We start from the raw sequence: 21,002 nt of genomic DNA, 5'->3' as shown, positions 1-21,002 counted from the left end.
TTAACCGGAAAAGACTATGACGCACTATTCACGTCGCCGCGTGCTGAAGATGGCCGGGCTGGTGGCGATTGCCACTACCGCTGGCCAGCTGCTGCCGCTGCCGCGCCTCAACGCCGCCCGGCCGGATGCGCCGCTGCCTGGTCTGGATGATTTCATCCAGGTTTCGCGCCTGCTGACTCAGCAGGCAACGCTTAATACTACCGTCGCGCATGCGCTGATGCTGGCGCTCAGCCAGACGCAAAAAGGATTTATCAGCGGACTCGCGCAGCTGAAAACCGTGCTTCAAAGCCAGCCCGCGCTGCTTCAGCAGGAGACCCTGACGTTTGCTGCGGCGGATGCAGAGTGTGAAAAGCTGGCGAAGGCGATCCTCGGCGGCTGGTACACCGGCGTTGTTGGCAAGGGCAACCACGCCCTGTATGTCACTTATGTCAATACGCTTGCCAGTGAGCTGGTGAGCGACAAACTGGTGCCGCCGAGTTTTTCGTACGGCCAGATGGGTAGCTGGGCAACTCAGCCCTGATTCAGAGAGTAATGTTGTTAATGAACAAAATGTATTCCGCAGATGTGGTGGTGATTGGCGCAGGCGTCAACGGTTCGCTGCTTGCCACCCGTCTGGCTAAAGCCGGCAAATCAGTGCTGCTGCTGGAGTCTGGTCCCAAAGTCGAGCGCAGTGAGCTGGTAGCGCGCTACCGTGCGTCTGCCTTCAAATCGGACTTTATGTCTCCCTATCCATTTTCGCCCCTGGCACCTCAGCCCCGTTACACGCCAGAACCGAACGATTACCTGCATCAGGCGGGACCGCATCCCTTTGCCGCGCAGTATATTCGTATGTTCGGTGGCACTAGCTGGCACTGGGCAGCACAGCTTTGGCGCTTTGTGCCCAATGACTTCCGTCAGCACAGCCTGTATGGCGTGGGTAAAGACTGGCCGATAGTTTATGACGATCTGGAAGACTATTATTACCAGGCTGAAGCCATTGCCGGCGTAGGCGGGTCACCGGACAACGGGTCGCCGCGCAACAAACCCTACCCGATGGCGCGTGTTCCGGCCTCATGGCTGCAGCAGCGTGTCACCGCGCGTCTGGCACCCGATTTCACTGTGCTCGATGACAGTACCGGGCGCAACAGCCGCAGCTTTGATGGTCGCCCGGCCTGCTGTGGCAATAATAACTGCATGCCGGTTTGCCCAATCGATGCCCAGTATCATGGCGGCATTGCCGCGCAGCAGGCGGAAAACAGCGGCGTCCAGGTCATCACAGAGGCGGTGGTCTATAAGCTGGAGCATGATGCACAGGGTCGTATTACTGCTGCCAACTACTACGACTGGCATAAAGTCAGCCATCGCGTCACCGCCGAAACGTTCGTCCTTGCGGCCAACGCCATCGAAACGCCGAAGCTGCTGTTGATGTCTGCCAGCGGCACCTTTCCGCAGGGCCTTGCCAATGCCCGCGATAACGTAGGACGTAACCTCTGCGATCACCCGGCAATTGGCATCACCTTTGACGTGGATGAGGAAATCTGGCCAGGACGCGGACCGGTGAGCCCCTGTTCAATCGGCCAGTTCCGCGACGGCGATTTTCGCCGTGAACATGCGCCGTTCCGCATTGATATTTCCAACGCCTCGCAGGTGGCTTCTGTCACCAAAGAAGTGCTGGCGGAAGGGTATTTCGGCAAAAAGCTGCAGGAGGAGATCCGCTTTCGTGCGGCACGCCGTCTCAGCATCAAAAATGCGCTGGAACAGCTGCCCGATCCCAACAACCGCGTCATGCTGAGCGCCAACAAAGATGCGCTTGGACTGCCTACACCGTCTCTATACTGGGATGTCGACGACTACGTGATAAAAGGCACAGAGAAAACGCGTGAGTGCTATGACGCCATTGCGGCCCGTCTCGGCGCCACCCGTATAAAACACAGCAAAAGCGGCAAATTCTCCAATCGCCAGCACATTACCGGCACGCTCTCCATGGGACACGATCCCGCGACCAGCGTGACCGATGCGTGGGGACGCGCCCATGATCATGAAAACCTGTTTATGATCGGCACCGGTGTAATGCCAACAGTAGGGACCTGTAATGTTACGCTTACCGCGATGGCGCTGGCGCTGCGTACCGCGGATAAAATTCTGCAGGAGACGCAACATGGTTAAATCCTTGAGAACGCGACTGGCGGCGGGTGTATTGCTGGCAGCCTGCACACAATTGTATGCGGCGGATGAGAGTACGTTAATCAAGCGTGGGGAATATCTGGCAATAGCAGGCGACTGCGGTGCCTGTCACACCGAAGAAGGTAAAGCGCCGTTCAGCGGCGGGCATGCCATTGCGAGTCCGCTTGGCATCATCTTCAGCACCAATATCACGCCGTCTGACACCGCCGGTATCGGCCGTTACAGCGAAGCGCAGTTTGCGGCCGCGCTGCGTAAGGGCATTCGGGGAGACGGCAGCCAGCTCTATCCGGCGATGCCCTATACCGCTTATGCCCGTCTAACCGACGACGATGTCGCAGCGCTGTATGCTTACTTCATGCATGGCGTGCAGCCCGTTGATATCCGCCCGGAGGTGACCGCGCTGCCGTTTCCGTTTAACCTGCGCTTCAGCATGGCTGCCTGGAACTGGTTGTTTGCGGACAGCATGGTCTATCAGCCCGATGCAACCCAGTCGCTAGCGTGGAACCGCGGCGCTTATCTGGTGCAGGGGTTAACCCACTGCAGCACCTGCCATACGCCACGAAACTTTCTGATGGCGGAACAGCAGGACAAGAATCTGCAAGGCGCGTCACTTGGCACCTGGTACGCGCCAGATATTACTCCGGCAACACTGCAGGGCAAAGCCCACTGGACGCGTAAGATGCTGGCAGATTATCTGGCGACGGGTCATGCTGCGAACGGCGCCACGGCTGGCGGGCCAATGCTGGAGGCAATCGATAAGAGCTTCTCACAAATGACGCCAGACGATCGCAACGCGATTGCAACCTATCTGCTTCCCGCCACTCAGACAGTAAGCGAGCCAGCAACGGCAAAAACGCTGACGCCGGTGCAGGGCGATGATATGCCGCAGTCTCTGGCTGGCCTCAGTGAAGGTGAGCAGGTTTATCGGGACAACTGTGCGTCATGCCATAACCTCTCAGGTCAGGGGTTAAATGGCCTACCGGCGCTGCAGCACCATCCTGTTCTGGATAAGCCCACCGCTGATAACGTGGCAATGGCGGTATTGCAGGGCGTCTGGCCGGAAAACGGGCAGGGGATGATAGGGTTCGCCGATTCGTTGAGCGACGGGCAGGTAGCCGCGGTCACCAATTATGTGATGCAGGATATCGGGCACAGCCAGGTAACGATCAGCGCGGCGCGCGTTCAGGCGCTGCGCGCGGGCGGAGACACGTCGCCGCTGATGGTGATTGCCCGTGTCGGCATGGCAGCGGCAGGTGGGGTACTGATTCTGGGCCTGTTCTGGCTCAGAAAAAAGCGCGCCGCTAAACGCTAAATCCTGGGCCTCTGCTTCATTGCTGAAGCGGAGGTTTTTTATATATTCTCAGATGTACTAACCGCGACGTAAAGATGTAAATATGACATTGCCAAGTACAAATCTGCTTCAAGTACGCCTTACACAGTTGCGGAATTGCTGCTTTCACCACTACGCAACAGTTTTCGGACAGGCCGCAGCTGACGGTCACTACACTGAAAACGCGCTTTAACCACTGTAGGTGACAGGTAACCACTATGGAGAGAAGACCGCCGTTAGTAAGCCTTGTGGATCTTATGGATACACTGATAAAAAGTGTATAAAACAGCGATTTAATAAATGACAGCGCAGCAAAGGCTATTTTCAGATTACCGTAAAAACAGATTTTGCTGCCTATAGTGGATATCTGAGACACATAAACGAAATACACATACATAACGATGCAGCACTGACCAGACACTTCAAAGCATTTTATTGGGTGCATACCTACACAGTGAAGTTATCAATAAGAGTGTGTAGTGGTTTTTTTACTGGCCAAAAGCAGCTAACCACAAGAAGCTATCGTAATTACCAAACAGACATCAACGACAAGCAGGACAGTGAGCAACTGGCAGGTTGAGCCTGATGGCTCAGCAGTACGGTGATAAACACCAGCGAAGCAGTCAGCGCCGGGTTTGTCCTGGGTCGTTTTCCCTCATGCCGATCATTGTCATGGCCATACGGGAGCCATGCCGTTCTGCAGCAGGAGCACGGCAGCCACACTGTGAGGGTTCGCAGTTTTCTCATCCGGAATAACCGTGACCTCTATCAAGGGGAAAGGCGCTACAACAGAGATTTTCTGTCAAGGCTACATCATTGAACTCATCAAGCTATCGCAGTGAGTATGGATCCAAGCTGCACCTTCCGTTATAGAAATAGATGGCAGAGGTTGATGGCCCGCCTCAGGATGCCGCTGCATAGCGGCAACAACGTAAATCACAAGCCTGAACATCCTATGCGTGTCAGGAATTGACTGATGTTCTACTAAGACATGTATGTATCGACATTCAGCCTTTTATAAAAGAATAGCTGCTGTTCTTGCCTGAAAAAGGCGGCGATACATTTCATGCTGCAGCATCTGATTTGAAAAATGTCGTGCTTTTGCCAGAGTGGATATCCCGATAACCGAGCTTTTTAAGCTGCCGTATAGCGATATACATCTCATGCCGGATGTAAACGGTGGCCGCTTCGTCTGGATGACACTGGGTGATCAGGGCTTCAGCCAGAGCTCCAAACACGCCGTGCCCGCGCCAGGCAGGCCATACGCCAGCAAGATGCAGCACTGGCGGTGTTTCCCAGGCTGAGCAGAGAATAAATACAACGGGATCAGCATCGTGTCGGGCAATCAGCAACTGTTTATCCAAGTCTTTCTCAACGCTGTCCAGCATCTTATCCAGCTGCTGTTCTATGCAAGAAGGGAAACGCTGTGCACGAAAGGGATTAAGACGTTTGTTGGTAAAATCGCTGACAATCAGAGTACGCTCAGCAGGGGTGGCCGGGGCAAATTGCATTCCCAGGATTTTATCACTTCGCATAACGCTACTCCTGAATACGGTTTTGAGGGAAGTATCCGTTACCAGCATCATGCTTATGGTGATGGTAACGTCCGTTATGGACAAGTCTGTGTGATCTCACTGATGAAAATTAATCTATTCCTGAGTGGTGTAAACGCCTGAGCACTTGCGCAGATTACCCGGCGACCTGTGTCAAAGACTGACATGTAAAGAAAGCGTGGTCTACAGGCCGCGCTAGCTGTTCAGAATGTCCAGTGTATCCTGGCCAGTCAGCGATGTTTCGATAACTGTAGCCACTGCTTTGCTGGCTGATCCTGGCTGTCACACATAACGTCGACCGGATGTTTCTCTGTCGGCAGACGCTATTTTCGCTACGCTTCGCGAGCCCGCCTGCGTTGTGACCTTATCATCTAAGATCACAGCCTTGCTCAGTCTATTGTGTATCCAGTTAGTTTTCGCGTAGGCTTCTTGGTGTCGGCATAAAAAAGAGCAGCATTGAGTATAGTGAAAATGAATAAAGCTCAGCAGAAAACACTCACTTCCTTTTTCGTCATGCAGTTACCAGAGATAAGATTTTACCTGTCGCTCTGGATCTTTAACTGTAAACGCTGAATAAAAGTATGTGAAACGTATGCGGCAGGATAGGCAGCGGCGACTGCAGCAGAACAAAGAGCAGGAGGATAATGGTCTTAACGGAAGAGGTAAGACGGGTAGCATAGAAAATGGTTTGACAGACGTATGAGGTCATTATGTTATTGCGGATGATCTCCTTTATTTAACATAACTATGATTATGCGCACTATGAAACACAGGCTTTTTCCCTTTGATGTGCAGATATGGTTTTGAAAACCATCTGCAGCTTGTGTACTTGTCTGGACTAGTAGGTTCGGATATTTACGTTACTTGCGGGCAAACTTAACTGATTCAGTGAATCACTAATTATTATGGGCTGATTTAATCATATCTGAATGTTATTTCATGACATTCAGATATGGACTGTAGAGTTTAGGATTGTCGTTGCTCGCCGTGGCAATCGCCTACAAGCAAAACATCTATTAAACGGAATCATTGCCACGCAATGCCGCGATTAGCCCACTTCTAATCAAGACAATGAAACCTGTTATCTCAATCGTGATACAAAATCACTACTGCAACACTGCCAGCATGACTTGCATTCTCAGCATACAGGCGTTAACGAACACATCAAACTGAAAATTTTTATTAATGGTAAGTCGTTTTTCTCTGTCCAGGTAATTTCATTAACGAGCTGAGACAGTAGTTATGACGCATAAGGGCTAAAGATATCGGCTGGTTCTTTGGCCATCGTATCGGGTGACCACGTGCGTGAGACGATTCAACCCGGACAAACGTACTTTCTCGCGCAACGACCGCCCATGTCCATAGGCTGTTTTGGGAGAGATATGCAGATTGTAGGCAATCTGCTTCATACAGAGGCCCGTTGCTAACAAGTTGGCGATCTCTACCTCGCGGTCTGTGAGAGGCTCGTAGCCAAAGCAAAGCCTGACAGTTTGCATCAAAGCCACAAAACTGGTGCCGTTGTTTGCCATCTTCATTAATTTCTTTTTCAACGCAGGAAGCGTCATGGACAAGGGTAAGACAACCTCCTTCATCCTCTTCTCATGCAAAATTCCGGGCACATCTGTAAGCAACAAAACCGGACTATGTTCAGTTATATGCATGCCTTTATTTCGATAGATATCAAGGAAAAGCAGAGGCAGCTCTTCAAGCTGCCTGATTTCAATGACAGTAAAACGATGGAGCTGCATGCGCGCTCTTCTGTCTAGGGTGTCAAACAGTTCTGAAAATCCGTTAGCGAGATATACGTTTGATGTGATGATCTGCATATATGCCTCCACAGTTTTTTGAAAAAATTTACGTTTCTGCATGCGTATGTAAACGTGGAGGCACCTGATTTCACAGAAATTCTACAGTTTGCAGAAAAAAACTTATAAAACAGATGCATATTAACATGTGAAACCGTTTTTCACAGGCTCTTTCCCAAAAGCACTCGTTGTATAAGCGTAATTATGAGGCAATACAACATCGCAGGATGATACCTGGCACGTTTCATCAGACAAATTCGGACCAGTTGGGCAGGTTAAATTGTTATTTTTGGCCATGCTCCCTTTGCTTTAAAGTAAAAATGTTAGTGCGAAAGCCAATGCGAAATTCTTTTACATGCTTTTAGGATGTTGTAACAAATTTATATTTCCTGCCGGCTTATTTTAAACAAAAATAGGTTTAACCTCCTCCTTACTGTTGCAGGTTTGGTGTGAATACAGGTGTACATTAAGCAGCATATCGGTCTGGGCTGCTGCACGCATTCTTGATTACGTCTGTGTCTGTAAAAAGGCGTCTGTAAAAAGGCTTTTGGCAGGAAGATTTGATAAGTTAATTATAAATTTCTGTAAGCCTAATATCGCAACGCTGACAGATGCAACATAGTGCAGTTTAGCATGGTAAGATTTAGAGTAAGGAATGCTGGCAACTACATTTCTCAGCGGCTGTAGAGTTATCTTCACCCTGCCCGCATGAATACCGTCAGACCAGTGAATAATCGTCCAAGGCGTTGCCATGTTGAAAGAAGTGTTCTGCTGTTTAGTCACGTTATAATCATAAAAGTTGTGACTCTATCTCTATTTATTTATATAGTTACCGTGAATGGGCCGATTTGTAAATTCGGGTTACAGTGTACTCGGATCGGCTTCATCAGGACAGATAAAGGCCATAAAGGTGAAAATATATTATTGCGAAGCTCCAGTCCCGGATAAACGTTTAGCGCTTTTGTATTACTGATACAGGAAGTAGCATGGCAACAGAGATTGACCGCAGACTTGTTTTCTTTAATCCTGCACGCGCTGAGATAAGCTGCGAGGGGAAAACAGCAACACTGGGTGAGGCGGCATCCGCATGTCTGTCATTGCTGCTGACCCATCAGGGCGAAATCGTTGACAAGCAGAGAATCTTTGAAGCTTGCTGGGGTACTCGAGGCATTATGGTATCGGATGCCTCTATACGACAGGTCATCACGCAGGTGCGCCGTGCGTTGCTCTCTGTGGGTGCGCCTGCAGACGTGGTAGTGACTCAGCCACGCCAGGGTTATTTGCTGACACCCGGTTGCGTAACCGATCGTGAGCCAACCGTCACATTACAGGACTCAAATCTGCTCTCTGTTCATATCCATAAGGCTGAGAAAGCAGAATCAGCACTTTATTCTAACAGATTGATACTGATTGCGGTGGTGATTTCACTCATCTTGAGTGTCGCAATCGTCTGGGTTCGGCTTCATGCAGTAGTTGAGCGCGTAGATTACCTGGCGCAGGGAACGTTGACCTCCGGTTTAGCAGTTTTTACGCAGGCAGGCTATAAGTCACCGCCATCCGAAGCTCATTTTGTTGAAAATTTGGCCCAAAAAAGTGGTTATTTGTCAGAGGGTTTTCGTTATATCTATCTTAACAAGACAGAATTGCCTGAGTTTACCTCTGCATTTATCTGTAAGGCCCCTATAGATAACAGTGATTCACATTGTATTTCTATGATGATAGTACAGGGTGACCATGGTTACTAAGTTATTGATTCTGATAGGAGCAGTCATGCTACCACTCATAGCCAGTTTCATTCCTATCAACCAGATGATACTTTCAGCGCGCACATGTCACATTAGTACATTGAATGTACGTGAAGAGACCAAACAAACCGTAATCACGCGTGGGCAATGGTGGCTTCGATTCGGTGATGAAAAAGCACATGGATTGTTTTACGGACGCACATCATTTCTCAACAGTGATGGTGCGATAACACGCACCCTGTTATCAGATCGCAGCTTCACGTTTCATGCACGGCTCACAAATCGCCTTCTTGAAACGAAAACATTAGATGTGTCCCGCATCTCTGGAGATAAGCTTAGCGATGATGAAATCGAGCGCTGGATATCACCGGCTCTGGTCAAAGGCTATACAAATCATACAACGCTCTTTCGTACGTCGGGTGGCAGTATGTTAAGCGGACTGCCAGGCCGGCCGGCTATAAAATGCGATGACACAGCATTCTCTTCTGCTTCAGGACAGCAATAGTAGAAAACAGGCGCCCTTCTGGCTTGTTCAATTAAATGTCGACTCAAACTAGCGCACGTCAAACTATCTCTACGTCATCGGTAAGCTCATAATTCAGATACCAGCTGCCTGCGTTTATGTCAGTACCGCGCGCTGGGTCATAGTTTTAAGTACCCGCCACAATGCGGTTTGTCTGCATGAGTTTTCCGCCAGAATTCCCGCTCACGTTGATAATCCCGATGCCATAAAGGGTCTTGATGCCGCTACTGTTTAGTTTATTCATACATATAATAGTATTGCCAGCCTTGTCGCTTTCAACAAACAGCCTTTCACCAACGAACCGTCACTTTCAATGCTATCGTAACATCATCGGGTTCATTGCCGGTGTACCTGCCGCGTACCGTGCGCTTACGCCCACATTACCCTTGCTGAAGCCTATTTATTGATATGACTGATGGATTAGCACGCTTATTTTAGACGCAATAAACGGAATTTTTATTCATTCGGTTGATAAAATCCACCTGCATACTGTTAGTTTCAGCAACCAAGTGTTTAGCTTTTCCTGAAAAAACGCGTTTCAAAAGAAAGCAGCTAAGAATATAAAAAAGGATTGGAGAAGTAACTACGCGCGCTTTCTTTATGAATAACCACTTTTTAATGTATTGCCTGTAGGCTTTTTACCTGCCTTTGCGAAAATATTTTTCAAATAACACCACACCTTCTCTTTATCAAAAAATCCTTGTCGGCATCCTTGGCGGCATGTAGGATTAATACTACAAAAGCAGCGTCATTGTCTTATATTTCGCTGTGGCACATTTATCTATGATAACGGTTTTAGGCGGAAACTATGCTTACCGTATTATCTGACAATATGTGGTTTGTTGAGGGAATACGCACTCAGCTTGACGTTGAGGGCATCAGCATTCTGAAAAAACAGAATATCCATCATCAGGCTACGCTTCTCTCCTGCCTGCGAGCAAAAACACTCATTATCGATCTCTCTCACTCAGGTATCAATTTGCAAGATACGTTGATTTGCATACGCGCCTGCCTCGCAGCCTGTGCAGATATCCGCATCACGGTTGTCTTGCATGAAAAAGAACGCATCATCAGTGACACCCTGACACACTATTTTCCAGCTCTGCAGATCCTTTCACCCAGGGCGTTTTTAACCAGAAAAAGCCTGCTGGCCCTGAAAGCATGCTATTCGCGATCTGAAGATGTCAATCTGCAGGCAGAGAGCGTGTCGCTTGCTCTGACCCGGCGCGAAATCGAGCTGCTTAACTTCCTTTCGAAAGGGTACTCCCAAAAAACCATTGGGTTTATTACCGCACTGAATATGAAAACCGTGAGCCATTACAAACGGTCAATCTACCGCAAAGCAGGCTGTACAAGCCTCACAGATTTCCTGGCCCTGACCCGACGCATGGGTTATTCACCTCATTAATACACTGGGCTGAGGCCACGCCTCAGCCCGGATGTCAGCCTTTATTTTTTACAAGCCAGTGCTCCAGACTGCTGTTCAGCGTCGCAATCTCCCGGGCAGCGTCATGCCAGAGTGCAGCAAGCTTATCTGTATTCAGCAGAGGCTCCAGGCACGCTATTTCCAGCTCCCGGCAGCAGCTCTCCGCACGGCGTGCACCGATGATCTGCGCAGCTCCCGATATCCGGTGCACACAGCTGGCCATCTCAGGCCAGTCTTCAAGCTCATACAAATCCTCTGCCATCCGCAGGTCGTCAATATTGCTGGTGAGAGTCACCGCGAGCAGCTCATAACGCATGGCGGCATTACCGTTTGTCAGCACGTCCAGATCGCTGAAATTCAGTAAGCGTTCCAGTGGCTCTGGCCGATCACTGTCCGGCATCGGGCTCTCGGTTTCTTCCACTGCAGCTGGTGCGATCTGCGTACCACTCTCGGCCTGCTCAGCCGCTTTTTCCAAAATAGCCTGCAGTTGGAGCAGCTGAAGCGGCTTAAAGAGACACTCATCCATGCCCGCTTCCAGACACCGGTTACGCTCTTCAGGCCAGGCATTCGCAGTCAGACCCAGAACTGTCAGCGGTGCCTGCTGGTGGGCCCGAATCAGGCGCGTAAGCGCCAGCCCATCCATGCCCGGCATACTGCAATCGGTTATCACTACGTCAAATTCACCTGCCTGCCATAGCGCCCAGGCTTCTTCGCCATCTTTGGCTTCGGTCACTCTGTGTCCCAGGTGTGTAAGCTGATGGCGCAACAACATGCGGTTCGCCGGATGATCGTCAACCGCGAGGATGTTAAGCGTGCGACCCGAGGCTGCGACCTCTTCGGCTGCCTCAGACTCAGGGGCCTGACGCTCCATGTGAAACATCGCCGGAATGTCAAACGTGACTTTGGTCCCGTGGCCCGCGCGGCTGCGCAGGGTAATTTCACCGCCCATCATGTTGACCAGCTGTGCGCAGATAGCCAGTCCCAGACCCGATCCGCTCTGTGCCCTGCCTGCCCGCGCCTGCACCCATGGGTCAAAAATATCCGCCTGCTCCTCCTCGGTCATGCCTTTACCCGTGTCCTCTACACTGACCCGTAAGCGCGCATCGCCTTCTGCATTGCCATACGTAATATACAGGTCAACTTCGATGGTGCCCTGTTCGGTGAATTTGATAGCATTACTCACCAGATTAGAGAGCACCTGCCTGAATCGCAGCGGATCCACAAAAATCTCATAAGGTAACGTCGCTGGCAGCGAGCTGCGCAGACGCAGGCTTTTTTGTCGGGCAAGACCTTCAAACACCCTGACAATAGGCGGAAGCAGCGCATTGGTTCTGACCCATTCAGGTGCCAGTTCAAGCCGGCCTGATTCGATGCGGGCCATGTCCAGAATGTCGCCAATCAGACCCATCAGCGTTCTGGCGGTTTCCCAGGCAACACGAATCGTGTCCTCTTTGTCAGCCGCAGACTGCGTGGTTTTCACCGCCAGTTCCAGCAAACCAATAATAGCGCTGACCGGGGTGCGTATTTCGTGGCTCATGGTGGCAAGAAACGTACTTTTCGCCCGGTTTGCCTGCTCGGCCCGCTCACGCGCCTCAGAAAGCGCAGCATAGAGCTCTTCCTGATCCGTCATATCAAGCCAGGTACAGATGAACCCCTCAGGCTGACCATTGGCGTCGGTATAGGTCACTGCATAGTGCAAAAGACTGCGGTAACGTTCGCCGTCAAAAATACGCTCCTGACTGGCCAGGGGTTGTGACACGTCACCGGACTGGCTGATCTGCTCAGTCACTGTGCGCCATAAGGAATGCAGCGGATGCTTCTCTTTGCACAACGCCTTTTCCGTGAGTGTATGCTCCGGACCGGTAAAAAAGTTATCAAGCGACTGGTTATGCAGCTGCAGGTTACCTTCCAGATCGGTGACGTATACCGGTAGTGGCAGCGTGTTAATCAGGGCTTCGTTGAATTTAAGTTGTGCGGTGAGTCCGGCCTGCGCCTCTTTTCGCGCCAGAATTTCACGGCGCATATAGAAGATCCAGATCAGGGAAATCAGCACAATCACGGCCGCGATCCCGGTGACCAGCCAGAACTGCTTACGATAGAGCTCCCAGGTATTCAGACGGACATCCGGGCGAATTTGCCATTTTTTAATGATGTCGCTGATGTCGGACGGTGAGATGTTCTCCAGCGCTTTGTTCAGGATACCCAGTAACTCAGGTTGATTACGAGAGACCGCAAATCCGATAGCTCCGTCAGGGGCGTCAATGGTACCGGTGATGGTCAGCTTGTTCTGGAAGTAACGGTTGATCATGTAGCTCGCACCAAACAGGGTGTGCACCGCCATGTCAGCCTTCCCTTCAACAACATATTGCATGGCAATACTGGCATTGGACGTTTCGATAAGCTGCGCGCCTGGATGCTCAGTCAGCAGCTTTTGCGCCAGCGGGTTGCCTTTTACGATCGCAATGCGTTGAGCTGACGGGTCAGGCATATCCTCAGGCTCATTTGCACGCTTGACCGTCACAAAAGGTGAACTGAAGTAGGGGCGCGTAAAGAGCATACTGTCATTGCGTTCCTCACTGTGGCTCAGCGCACCAATAAACAGCGCCTTACCCTGATCGAGCTGCTGCTGCATGGATTCAAGTGACTTGGCTGGCAGAGGCACGAATCGAATGCCGGTGCGTTTGCTGATAAGCGCCAGCACATCAGCGGTCACACCGTAAAAATCCCCTTGGGCATCGGTCATGGTAAAGGGCGCATAAAATGCATTAACCGAGACCTGCACCGCAGGATGTCGCTCGATCCAGCGGCGTTCCCGGCTGTTGAACGCCATATTTTTGCGAAGACGCCATAAATCTGCGCCTTCACTCCACTGCTGCATAATGACCTGAGACTGACTGAGTGGAATCGCGGATAATGCGCTGTTAATGGTTCTGAGCAGCACCTCTTCGCCGCGCCGTACCAGGAAGCGGCTCCCCGTGTCACGCGCGGGATAGACAGCCTGAAATTCAAGAAAATTTGAGTAGTTTCTGTCAAGCAGATAGGAGGTGGTCACCAGATTGCCCACAAAGAAATCATTTTTGTGAAAGGCCACCGATGCCAGCGCCTGTTCATCATTATCAAAGTGAATGATTTTTACGCCCGGAAAATTATCGTTTATCCAGGCATCATCTACATACCATCGGGCTATAGCCAGACGCATACCGGGCCGATACTGAAACTCATGCTGCGCTTTGGTTTTCGCATGTACCAGCACCGGGTGATCGTTGATGAAGCGATTGGAGTAAACAAGCTCACTTTTGTAAGGGGGCTCTTTTCCAGAAACATCAATCATTGTGTCCACTTCATGCTGACTCAGCGCCTTGAGCGCATCATCACGGCTGACGTAATCTCTGACTTCCACGCCCAGCCCCAGATAGCTCGCCACCAGCATCAGGTAGTCAGCCGTCATGCCCTCATACTTTCCATCATGGGTAAAAATGCTAAGCGGCGGTATTTGTGGCTGCCAGACGGCGACTTTTATATGGCGTTTTTTCCCAAGCCAGCGCCAGTCTTCATCACTAAGATGAAAAGTGCGGGGATTATAGCTTTCACGACTCAGCAGCTCCAAAGGCTGAGCAGAGAGAGACGCTGTTGCGCCAGCCTGGATCGTAAAAACCGTCAATATAAAAAACAGAATGAAGTGTCTCAAAATTCAGTCCAGATTATTGCGCCGCGCAAAATCGATGATGTCCAGGGTGGTATTGAGTTTAAGCTTTGTCATTATACGGGTCTTGTAGGTACTGACCGTTTTATTGCTGATATGCATCTTTTGCGAAATATCTAAAATTTTCTCGCCGCGAGCAAGATATTGCAATACCTGAAGCTCACGATTCGACAACGACTGTATTGCCGTCTGCTCATTGCCAGGGGATTTACCGTGAGTCAAATCCCGGCGCGTGATCGGAAAATAACTGTATCCACGTAATACCGTACGCACGGCATCACCCAGCTCTTCCAGGTTATTTTTTTTGCCAATGAATCCGTCTGCACCGGTATTCATGCAGCGACTGAGATAGTGCTCATCATCACGTGCCGTCAGCACTAAAATACCGCCCGAATACTCCCCTGCCCGCAGTTTTTCAATCAACTCGATCCCGCTGAGGCCGGGTATATCCAGATCCACAACGATCATATCCGGCTGAATTTCCCTGATAAGCCGCAGGGCTTCATACCCCTCGTCCGCTTCAGCCACAATCGTATAGCCTTCATTTTCCAGTAACATTCTTACGGCAAGGCGGGCAACCGGATGATCGTCAATTATTAATATGTTAGCCATAAACCCTTCCTGTGTGCAGGCATGTGGACTTCAAATACTATGCGTGATGAGTGTGCGTGTAACAATCGGACGTCACCTCTGAATGTAACGCAGTTGTAAGTAAAGGACTACATAAAACGGGAAAGGGATGACACGTTCCGTGAGATTGCTATTTCAGAAATATTCGCAAAATTTATCGCCGAAATAAACAGCAGTGTGTCATCCCTTTCCTACGAAAAGCGTCTCGGGCTCTGATTTATCTGTGTGTCCGTATTACGTACTATTTCCTTCATCGAAGCAGCGTGCCTGTTTCTGCTTACTGTACATGTGGAAAGATAAAATGAATCACTTCTCTAATCTGAAAACCAAGTCATCGTCTGATGAATTAAAAGCCATGACCTGGATTGCGATTCTGACCTGTGGATGCGCAATCTGGATGCTGCTAAGTCTGGTGTGGCTGCTTTACCGTGGCTGATTACCCGGTAACCTTGTGAGGGTGTAAAATGAACGCGTTGACTTTTTTGTTTTCTCTTAAGGCAGAGAACCACTCTCTTCCTCTGACTGTTGCGCGAATAGCGATAGGTCTCTTTTTCTTTGCGTCTGGATTCAATAAAGTTTTCGTCCCTGCAAATCAACAGCTCATGCTGGAAACCCTGACAGAGGCCGGTATTTTTTTTCCGACCGTGATGGCACCTTTCGTGGCCATCTGTGAAATGATCTTTGGTGCTTTTACTGCCCTGGGGTTTGTGACACGTCTGAGCGGCGGCGTACTCATGATCATAAGCCTGGTAGCACTTTTTACGGTGGGCATTTATCAAATCCCTGAGAATCTCAACGTTCTCACCTGGTACAGCTGGCTGCTCTACTTGCCGGAAGCGACCTATATCCTGATTGGCTTCTTTCTGCTGGTACAGGGAAGCGGGCCTTTCGCCATTGACCGCATGATCCTCAAGCGGTTTCGGCCTCACTGACGTCCCGACAGGTCTGGCGCGCAGATTGAGCGGTGCCGCGCTCGATTAAACCGCAGCGAGACAGGGGCTGGTCTACACTTGCGATTTCCGTGATAAGCAGGCCAGACATGACAGGTTACAAAGGAAATAAACAGGCATTACCCGTACGCTTCTGCAAGTTTTGCCACAAGCCTATGACGTGGCGGAAGAAATGGGAAAAAAACTGGGACGAGGTGCAGTACTGCTCTGAACGCTGTCGCCGCGCAGCAAAATCGGTCCGGGCCGCCGCAGAGGAATAATGTCCCGGCCATCTTGACTGCCTCTGTCCTTTACCCGGACTCGTACTGTGTACGAGACACCTACAACACGTTTTACGGCGCATCCTGCGATGTTACACGTCGCAGACCTGACTGAACCCGGCTCAACGCAATCGGGAGGGTAGCGCTGCGCGCGAATACTGCTCTCCCTCTCATGTTCACTACAAAACCCGTCAATAATACCGGAGCATCTCAATGAAACAGACGTTATTAAGCATTCTGCTGCTGAGCAGCACGGCTTTTGCCGCCTCTGCAGCAACAGGCAGCCTGAGCCAGAAAACTATCTCTCTTGATCTTGCTGACAAGCTGGCTCAAAGCGTTATCCAGGCATGTGCAAAAGATAACTACACTATCTCGGTCACGGTGGTCGACCGTTCGGGTACGCCTCTGGTTATGAAACGCATGGATAATGCAGGTCCGCATACGCTGGAGGCCAGCCGTATGAAAGCCTTTACCTCACTGACCACTAAAAACCCCACTGAAAACGTCATGAAAGGGGCGCAGAGTAATCCTGAGGCGGCCAATCTGCGTGATATTCCAGGCTTCCTGCTGCTGGCAGGCGGTGTACCGGTGAAATCTGGTGATCAGGTGATCGGTGCCGTCGGCGTTGGCGGCGCGCCGGGCGGACATCTGGATCAGGCATGCGCACTGCAGGGACTCGACACAATCAAAACTGCGCTGAATGCCAGTTAATCTCACATATTGCGGAAATCGTAACGGACAGCTGACTGAGCCTGATTGCAGAGCCTGCTTTTACTGCAGTGCGAGAGGGTGAAATTCAATTACCGTCACTCACCTGTTCACAGGCTAAACACGGTCATACACGGCAACGTCTCTGACTACGCGCTGGTTCCAGACTGACGATACTTATAGCAAAAAGCGTCAGACAATCTCTTGCCTGACGCTGTGCTTATCCCTTCATACCGATGAGTTTACGCGTCTGCATTGCCACTCAGGAGGCAGAGGCCGCTTCCTGCTTACTGTCACCGAAGCGTTCGCGCATGTGCGTTTCGATTTGCTCCAGTGATTTGCCACGTGTTTCTGGCAGCACCAGGGCCACAAAAATCAGCGAGCCTACGTTAATGGCGGCGAAAATAAAGAATGCGTTGTTGCCCACCAGTGACAGCAGCGGCGGGAATGCAAAGGCCACAACGGCATTACAGATCCACTGAAACGCCACCGCTGAGCCGGTTAACAAGCCGCGCACTTTCATCGGAAACAGCTCAGACATCAGCAGCCAGTAAACCGGGGAAATACACATCTGCATAAAGAACAGGAACACCAGAATGCACGCCAGCGCGAGCAGGCTCTGGGTCAGACTGTTTGGCATGAACACCAGCACAGCTCCCAGCGCCAGCTGCATCGCAATCACAATGCACAGACCGGTCATGAGCATCTTACGGCGGCCAAAGTGACTGATGGCTTTGATGCCCGCAAAGGTTGCCAGCACAGAGACCACGCCATTACCGATGGTGGCGGCAATGGAGGCGCTGGTGCCGAGTCCGGTGCTTTTCAGGATAATTGGCGTGTAGTACATAAACGCATTCACGCCGGTGAACTGCAGTACGATGCCCATGCCGCAGCCCATCATCAGCAGGCGCACAATCCACTTTTCTTTCAAGAGCTCACGTGCCGCCGGCCCCTGTCGCGCTGCGCGGGCATGTTCGCGCATCTCTTTCATTTCCGCTTTGATTTCACGCGGGTTTTCGCGCAGCTTGCGCATAATGCGCATGGCTTCACTGAAACGTCCTTCTGCTACCATCCAGTGCGGGGAGGCCGGCACGAAGAAGGTGCCAATAAAGAGCAGTACGCCCGGTACCATGGCCAGCGCGAGCATGTAACGCCACATTTTCGGATCGTGCAGCAGCAGGCTCATCGCCGCACTGACGATATACGCCAGAAGCTGACCCGAGACGATCATGAGCTCATTGCGGCTCACCAGCGGCGCACGGCGTTTAGGGCCGGCGATTTCGGCGATAAACACCGGCACCGTTGAGGATCCGCCGCCCACGGCAATGCCCAGGATAAAGCGCATTACCACCATGATCTCAATGTTGGGTGCAACCGTGGTCCCAAAGGCACCCGCTACAAACAGCAAAGCCAGGCTGCGCAAGGTGATGCGGCGGCCAAAGCGATCGGAGACATAGCCACTCAAAAATGCGCCCACGGCGGAGCCAAAGGTCAGCGAAGAGGTCACCAGCCCTTCTGTAAAGGGCGTAAGGTTGAGGCCACCCTGTGAGGCCGGCAGCGTCATGTAAGGCAGAGCACCTGAAATAATACCGGTGTCATAGCCATAAGCGAGTGCGCCCATGGTGGCCACCAGCACCACAAAGAACAGGCGTTGCTGAACAGTAAAATTAAGCGGGCCGCCGTCGTCTGGCGACTCTGTTGACGAGTTGTGCATAGATGCATCCCTGTTTAAATGACAAACACAGCGTGCTGCTGTGTAAAGAAAGGTATGAGTATAGGAGCGATTTCGGGAATGGGATCTGAATCACATAATTCGTTAAACGTGCAGGCGATTACATCGGACGCCGTTGAGGCAGGCTTAGCCTGAATACAGGATAGTGTGTTACGATTCAGATACTCACTGGCGTTATTAAGCGACATCTGACCTCGCTTAAACACTTTGCCATGCAAACATAACGGGCTTAGGGTTTGCCCGGATTATGCCAGAATACCGCTTAGCAGACGTATTCATTGCCAGCACCAGTCAGTCAGGGCCAACACGTGTATTATCCTGATGCATTCGCATGACACCCAAAAGCTGTGTATCAGGTCTGATAACTAAACCTGCTTCCCTGTTCAGTGACGCCAGTGATGTACCTGTAAAAAGCGCGTTGCCTGCGAATGAATTTGCGTATAGCGCCTCAGCTATGGCTTTAACTAAGACGCACTTAAAAAGTGAGGAGTTGTACCCAAGGGAAAAAGCGCTGCTGAGCCCTTGTCTTCTCTTATAACCCGTAGGGCATTCACAAGCCTGAAGCCACCGACACGCGCACGCTGAAAGGCTGCGCACTCTGACAGCTTCATTGCATTGTGAGGTGCGCTTTTCCGGTAGCATAATGGCCGGCCATGTATAAATGTGTGCTGTTTCAAAAATAATATAAAAGGAATTTAGAATGAATTCGTTCATTGTCGTGGTATTTCTGCTGGCCTTGCTGGCACCTGTGCTGGCTTTTGTACTATTTAAAAAAACGAAAAAGTATAAAGACGAGAGAGCATCACTGGCCTCCAGTCACCAGCGTCTCGAAAGCCAGCTGCGGGAAGCAGACGAAAAACTGGCCCAAACCCTGCGCGAGTATGCTGAGCTTGAAAGCAAAGCCGCACCGCTGTGGCGCTATGTGGACCTGCATAATGCCGTATTGGATGCAGAAGCGAAAATAAACTCCGCAGACGCCGTCGCCCGCGTCAAAATTGACGAAGCCCGCCGGCAGGCAGAAATAACCCTCAGTAACGCCAGCAGTGAAGTGGTTGCTATCACGCAGGATGCACGCAATGCACGCCTGAAAGCAAAAGAACGACTCGATACCGCAAACAGCAAAGCGGATGAACTGATCTCGAATGCCAATGATAATGCGATGAAGCTGATTGCCAGCGCTGAGCTGCGTGCAAAGGAGATTGCCGGATCCGCTTATGAAGCAAAAGCCCATGCGGAAACCTACCAGGCTGTTGCCAAATCCATGAAAAATAAAATTGAAGGGTATGGTGATGAATGGATTGTGCCGAACCGCAGCGTGCTGGACGAACTGGCAGAAGAGTACGAATTTACCGATGCCGGCAAAGAGCTGCAAAAAGCCCGGGAGTTAACCAAATCCCTGATTAAAACAAGCAAAGCCGCAAGCTGCGACTATGTTGAGCCTAACCGGCGTAACACTGCGATAAAATTTGTTTTGGATGCGTTCAATGGCAAAGTTGACAGTACTCTTTCAAAAATCCGGCATAACAATTACGGGAAACTATCTCAGGAAATAAAAGATGCTTTTAAGCTGGTGAACTTTAACGGCTCTGCCTTCCGTTCAGCCCGGATCACGGATATTTACTTACAGGCCCGACTTAACGAGCTGAAATGGGGCGTGGCAGTTAATGAAATCATGCTCGAAGAAAAGGAAGAGCAAAGACGCATCAAAGAACAGTTGCGTGAGGAAGAAAAAGCGCGTCGCGAATATGAAAAAGCGATAAAAGAGGCTGAAAAAGAAGAGAAAGTAATTCAGCAAGCCATCGATAAAGCGACCAAAGAACTCATGCTCGCAGGCGAGGAGCAGCGGCTTGCGCTTGAGTTGAAACTAGCGGATCTGCAAAGCAAATACGAAGAAGCCGAAGCCAAAAATCAGCGTGCCATCTCAATGGCGCAGCAGACCCGTTCAGGCCACGTCTACGTCATCAGTAACATCGGCTCATTTGGCGAACATGTTTACAAAATCGGTATGACGCGAAGACTTGAACCCATGGATCGCGTTCGCGAACTGGGTGATGCCAGTGTGCCTTTTTCATTTGATGTACATGCCATGATCTACAGTGACGATGCCCCGTCTCTGGAAAAACACCTGCACAGAGCGTTCAACGACAAACAGGTCAACAAAATCAACCCACGAAAAGAGTTCTTTAATGTGGGGATAAAAGAGATCAGGTCAACGATTCAGGCAATGCAGATTGAGGCGCACTGGACGTTATCCGCAGACGCTAAAGAGTACAGAGAGTCGTTAGCCATCGAGAATGAGCGTATCCTGCACACTGACGAATCGCCAACATTTGTGGTGGCGTAATCAACCCGAGTTCACTATAGCCCTCTGACAGGAGGGCTTTTTTATGGCGATGTAAGTTGACGGCTTCATCAGCGTCTTACGGAGAACGTGTGGCAGTCATATGTATCAGCCGTTCACTGCCAAATATTCA

General features: G+C 50.7%; 16 protein-coding genes and 1 pseudogene. 11 read left to right on the top strand and 6 right to left on the bottom strand.

The window, feature by feature from the left end:
* Nucleotides 1-16 precede the first annotated feature (16 nt).
* The 3 genes from AC2CF9_RS10825 to AC2CF9_RS10815 are packed head-to-tail and all read left to right on the top strand — an operon-like array spanning nucleotide 17 to nucleotide 3,475.
* Nucleotides 17-520: a sugar dehydrogenase complex small subunit gene (locus AC2CF9_RS10825; RefSeq protein WP_484556951.1), complete on the top strand. Its 504-nt coding sequence runs from the start codon at nucleotides 17-19 to the stop codon at nucleotides 518-520.
* 20 nt (nucleotides 521-540) lie between these two features.
* Nucleotides 541-2,145 (top strand): GMC family oxidoreductase, encoded by a 1,605-nt coding sequence (locus tag AC2CF9_RS10820; protein WP_484556950.1) that lies wholly within the window; start codon nucleotides 541-543, stop codon nucleotides 2,143-2,145.
* Nucleotides 2,138-3,475, top strand: coding sequence for a cytochrome c (locus tag AC2CF9_RS10815; RefSeq protein ID WP_484556949.1), 1,338 nt, complete (start codon nucleotides 2,138-2,140; stop codon nucleotides 3,473-3,475). The genes AC2CF9_RS10820 and AC2CF9_RS10815 overlap by 8 nt, the downstream gene beginning before the upstream one ends.
* Before the next feature lie 715 nt (nucleotides 3,476-4,190).
* Here AC2CF9_RS10815 and AC2CF9_RS10810 read toward each other — a convergent pair.
* From AC2CF9_RS10810 to AC2CF9_RS10800, 3 genes and pseudogenes are all read right to left on the bottom strand, one after another.
* A pseudogene (locus tag AC2CF9_RS10810) lies at nucleotides 4,191-4,493 on the bottom strand (Rpn family recombination-promoting nuclease/putative transposase); the annotation flags it as partial.
* Nucleotides 4,494-4,557: 64 nt separating this feature from the next.
* Entirely contained in the window at nucleotides 4,558-5,079 is a 522-nt protein-coding gene (locus AC2CF9_RS10805; RefSeq protein ID WP_484556948.1) for a hypothetical protein, read from the bottom strand.
* Between the two features lie 1,223 nt (nucleotides 5,080-6,302).
* A complete protein-coding gene (locus tag AC2CF9_RS10800; protein ID WP_484556947.1) occupies nucleotides 6,303-6,872 on the bottom strand; it encodes a helix-turn-helix transcriptional regulator in 570 nt (189 codons plus the stop codon).
* A gap of 965 nt (nucleotides 6,873-7,837) precedes the next feature.
* Here AC2CF9_RS10800 and AC2CF9_RS10795 point away from each other — a divergent pair.
* The 3 genes from AC2CF9_RS10795 to AC2CF9_RS10785 all read left to right on the top strand — a co-directional run bounded on the left by AC2CF9_RS10795 (nucleotide 7,838) and on the right by AC2CF9_RS10785 (nucleotide 10,527).
* Nucleotides 7,838-8,596: a winged helix-turn-helix domain-containing protein gene (locus AC2CF9_RS10795; protein ID WP_484556946.1), complete on the top strand. Its 759-nt coding sequence runs from the start codon at nucleotides 7,838-7,840 to the stop codon at nucleotides 8,594-8,596.
* 25 nt (nucleotides 8,597-8,621) lie between these two features.
* On the top strand, nucleotides 8,622-9,101 hold the full coding sequence (locus AC2CF9_RS10790; RefSeq protein WP_484556945.1) for a hypothetical protein: 480 nt from the start codon (nucleotides 8,622-8,624) through the stop codon (nucleotides 9,099-9,101).
* An 826-nt stretch (nucleotides 9,102-9,927) separates the two neighbouring features.
* Nucleotides 9,928-10,527 carry a helix-turn-helix domain-containing protein gene (locus AC2CF9_RS10785; RefSeq protein ID WP_484556944.1) on the top strand — a complete coding sequence of 200 codons (600 nt, stop codon included), beginning with the start codon at nucleotides 9,928-9,930 and terminating at the stop codon, nucleotides 10,525-10,527.
* A 34-nt stretch (nucleotides 10,528-10,561) separates the two neighbouring features.
* Here AC2CF9_RS10785 and AC2CF9_RS10780 read toward each other — a convergent pair whose 3' ends face one another.
* Complete coding sequence (locus AC2CF9_RS10780) at nucleotides 10,562-14,152, bottom strand: transporter substrate-binding domain-containing protein (RefSeq protein WP_484557087.1); 3,591 nt, start codon at nucleotides 14,150-14,152, stop codon at nucleotides 10,562-10,564.
* 84 nt (nucleotides 14,153-14,236) lie between these two features.
* Nucleotides 14,237-14,860 carry a response regulator gene (locus AC2CF9_RS10775; RefSeq protein WP_484556943.1) on the bottom strand — a complete coding sequence of 208 codons (624 nt, stop codon included), beginning with the start codon at nucleotides 14,858-14,860 and terminating at the stop codon, nucleotides 14,237-14,239.
* Nucleotides 14,861-15,179: 319 nt separating this feature from the next.
* Between AC2CF9_RS10775 and AC2CF9_RS10770 the strand changes: the two genes are divergently transcribed.
* The 4 genes from AC2CF9_RS10770 (at nucleotide 15,180) to AC2CF9_RS10755 (ending at nucleotide 16,799) form a co-directional block, all read left to right on the top strand.
* Nucleotides 15,180-15,314, top strand: a complete 135-nt coding sequence (locus AC2CF9_RS10770) for a hypothetical protein (RefSeq protein WP_256390562.1) — start codon at nucleotides 15,180-15,182, stop codon at nucleotides 15,312-15,314.
* Nucleotides 15,315-15,342: 28 nt separating this feature from the next.
* A complete protein-coding gene (locus tag AC2CF9_RS10765; RefSeq protein ID WP_484556942.1) occupies nucleotides 15,343-15,810 on the top strand; it encodes a DoxX family protein in 468 nt (155 codons plus the stop codon).
* 107 nt (nucleotides 15,811-15,917) lie between these two features.
* Complete coding sequence (locus AC2CF9_RS10760; RefSeq protein WP_484556941.1) at nucleotides 15,918-16,088, top strand: DUF2256 domain-containing protein; 171 nt, start codon at nucleotides 15,918-15,920, stop codon at nucleotides 16,086-16,088.
* 213 nt (nucleotides 16,089-16,301) lie between these two features.
* On the top strand, nucleotides 16,302-16,799 hold the full coding sequence (locus AC2CF9_RS10755; RefSeq protein WP_484556940.1) for a GlcG/HbpS family heme-binding protein: 498 nt from the start codon (nucleotides 16,302-16,304) through the stop codon (nucleotides 16,797-16,799).
* 259 nt (nucleotides 16,800-17,058) lie between these two features.
* Here AC2CF9_RS10755 and AC2CF9_RS10750 read toward each other — a convergent pair whose 3' ends face one another.
* Nucleotides 17,059-18,510, bottom strand: a complete 1,452-nt coding sequence (locus AC2CF9_RS10750) for a sugar porter family MFS transporter (RefSeq protein ID WP_484556939.1) — start codon at nucleotides 18,508-18,510, stop codon at nucleotides 17,059-17,061.
* A gap of 718 nt (nucleotides 18,511-19,228) precedes the next feature.
* Between AC2CF9_RS10750 and AC2CF9_RS10745 the strand changes: the two genes are divergently transcribed.
* Nucleotides 19,229-20,872: an SNIPE associated domain-containing protein gene (locus AC2CF9_RS10745; protein WP_484556938.1), complete on the top strand. Its 1,644-nt coding sequence runs from the start codon at nucleotides 19,229-19,231 to the stop codon at nucleotides 20,870-20,872.
* Nucleotides 20,873-21,002: the final 130 nt, after the last annotated feature.

This window comes from Pantoea sp. SYBGC1 (genome assembly GCF_057197005.1).
Note: the sequence above shows the minus strand (reverse complement) of the source record. Positions and strands in the feature narration are given on the sequence as shown.

Excerpts from the sequence above, each read along its gene's own strand:
- AC2CF9_RS10790 (WP_484556945.1), top strand. The coding sequence starts at position 8,622 with ATGCTACCACTCATAGCCAGTTTCATTCCTATCAACCAGATGATACTT.
- AC2CF9_RS10775 (WP_484556943.1), bottom strand. The coding sequence starts at position 14,860 with ATGGCTAACATATTAATAATTGACGATCATCCGGTTGCCCGCCTTGCC.
- AC2CF9_RS10785 (WP_484556944.1), top strand. The coding sequence starts at position 9,928 with ATGCTTACCGTATTATCTGACAATATGTGGTTTGTTGAGGGAATACGC.
- AC2CF9_RS10755 (WP_484556940.1), top strand. The coding sequence starts at position 16,302 with ATGAAACAGACGTTATTAAGCATTCTGCTGCTGAGCAGCACGGCTTTT.
- AC2CF9_RS10760 (WP_484556941.1), top strand. The coding sequence starts at position 15,918 with ATGACAGGTTACAAAGGAAATAAACAGGCATTACCCGTACGCTTCTGC.
- AC2CF9_RS10815 (WP_484556949.1), top strand. The coding sequence starts at position 2,138 with ATGGTTAAATCCTTGAGAACGCGACTGGCGGCGGGTGTATTGCTGGCA.
- AC2CF9_RS10825 (WP_484556951.1), top strand. The coding sequence starts at position 17 with ATGACGCACTATTCACGTCGCCGCGTGCTGAAGATGGCCGGGCTGGTG.
- AC2CF9_RS10805 (WP_484556948.1), bottom strand. The coding sequence starts at position 5,079 with ATGATGCTGGTAACGGATACTTCCCTCAAAACCGTATTCAGGAGTAGC.
- AC2CF9_RS10795 (WP_484556946.1), top strand. The coding sequence starts at position 7,838 with ATGGCAACAGAGATTGACCGCAGACTTGTTTTCTTTAATCCTGCACGC.
- AC2CF9_RS10765 (WP_484556942.1), top strand. The coding sequence starts at position 15,343 with ATGAACGCGTTGACTTTTTTGTTTTCTCTTAAGGCAGAGAACCACTCT.
- AC2CF9_RS10770 (WP_256390562.1), top strand. The coding sequence starts at position 15,180 with ATGAATCACTTCTCTAATCTGAAAACCAAGTCATCGTCTGATGAATTA.
- AC2CF9_RS10750 (WP_484556939.1), bottom strand. The coding sequence starts at position 18,510 with ATGCACAACTCGTCAACAGAGTCGCCAGACGACGGCGGCCCGCTTAAT.
- AC2CF9_RS10800 (WP_484556947.1), bottom strand. The coding sequence starts at position 6,872 with ATGCAGATCATCACATCAAACGTATATCTCGCTAACGGATTTTCAGAA.
- AC2CF9_RS10820 (WP_484556950.1), top strand. The coding sequence starts at position 541 with ATGAACAAAATGTATTCCGCAGATGTGGTGGTGATTGGCGCAGGCGTC.
- AC2CF9_RS10745 (WP_484556938.1), top strand. The coding sequence starts at position 19,229 with ATGAATTCGTTCATTGTCGTGGTATTTCTGCTGGCCTTGCTGGCACCT.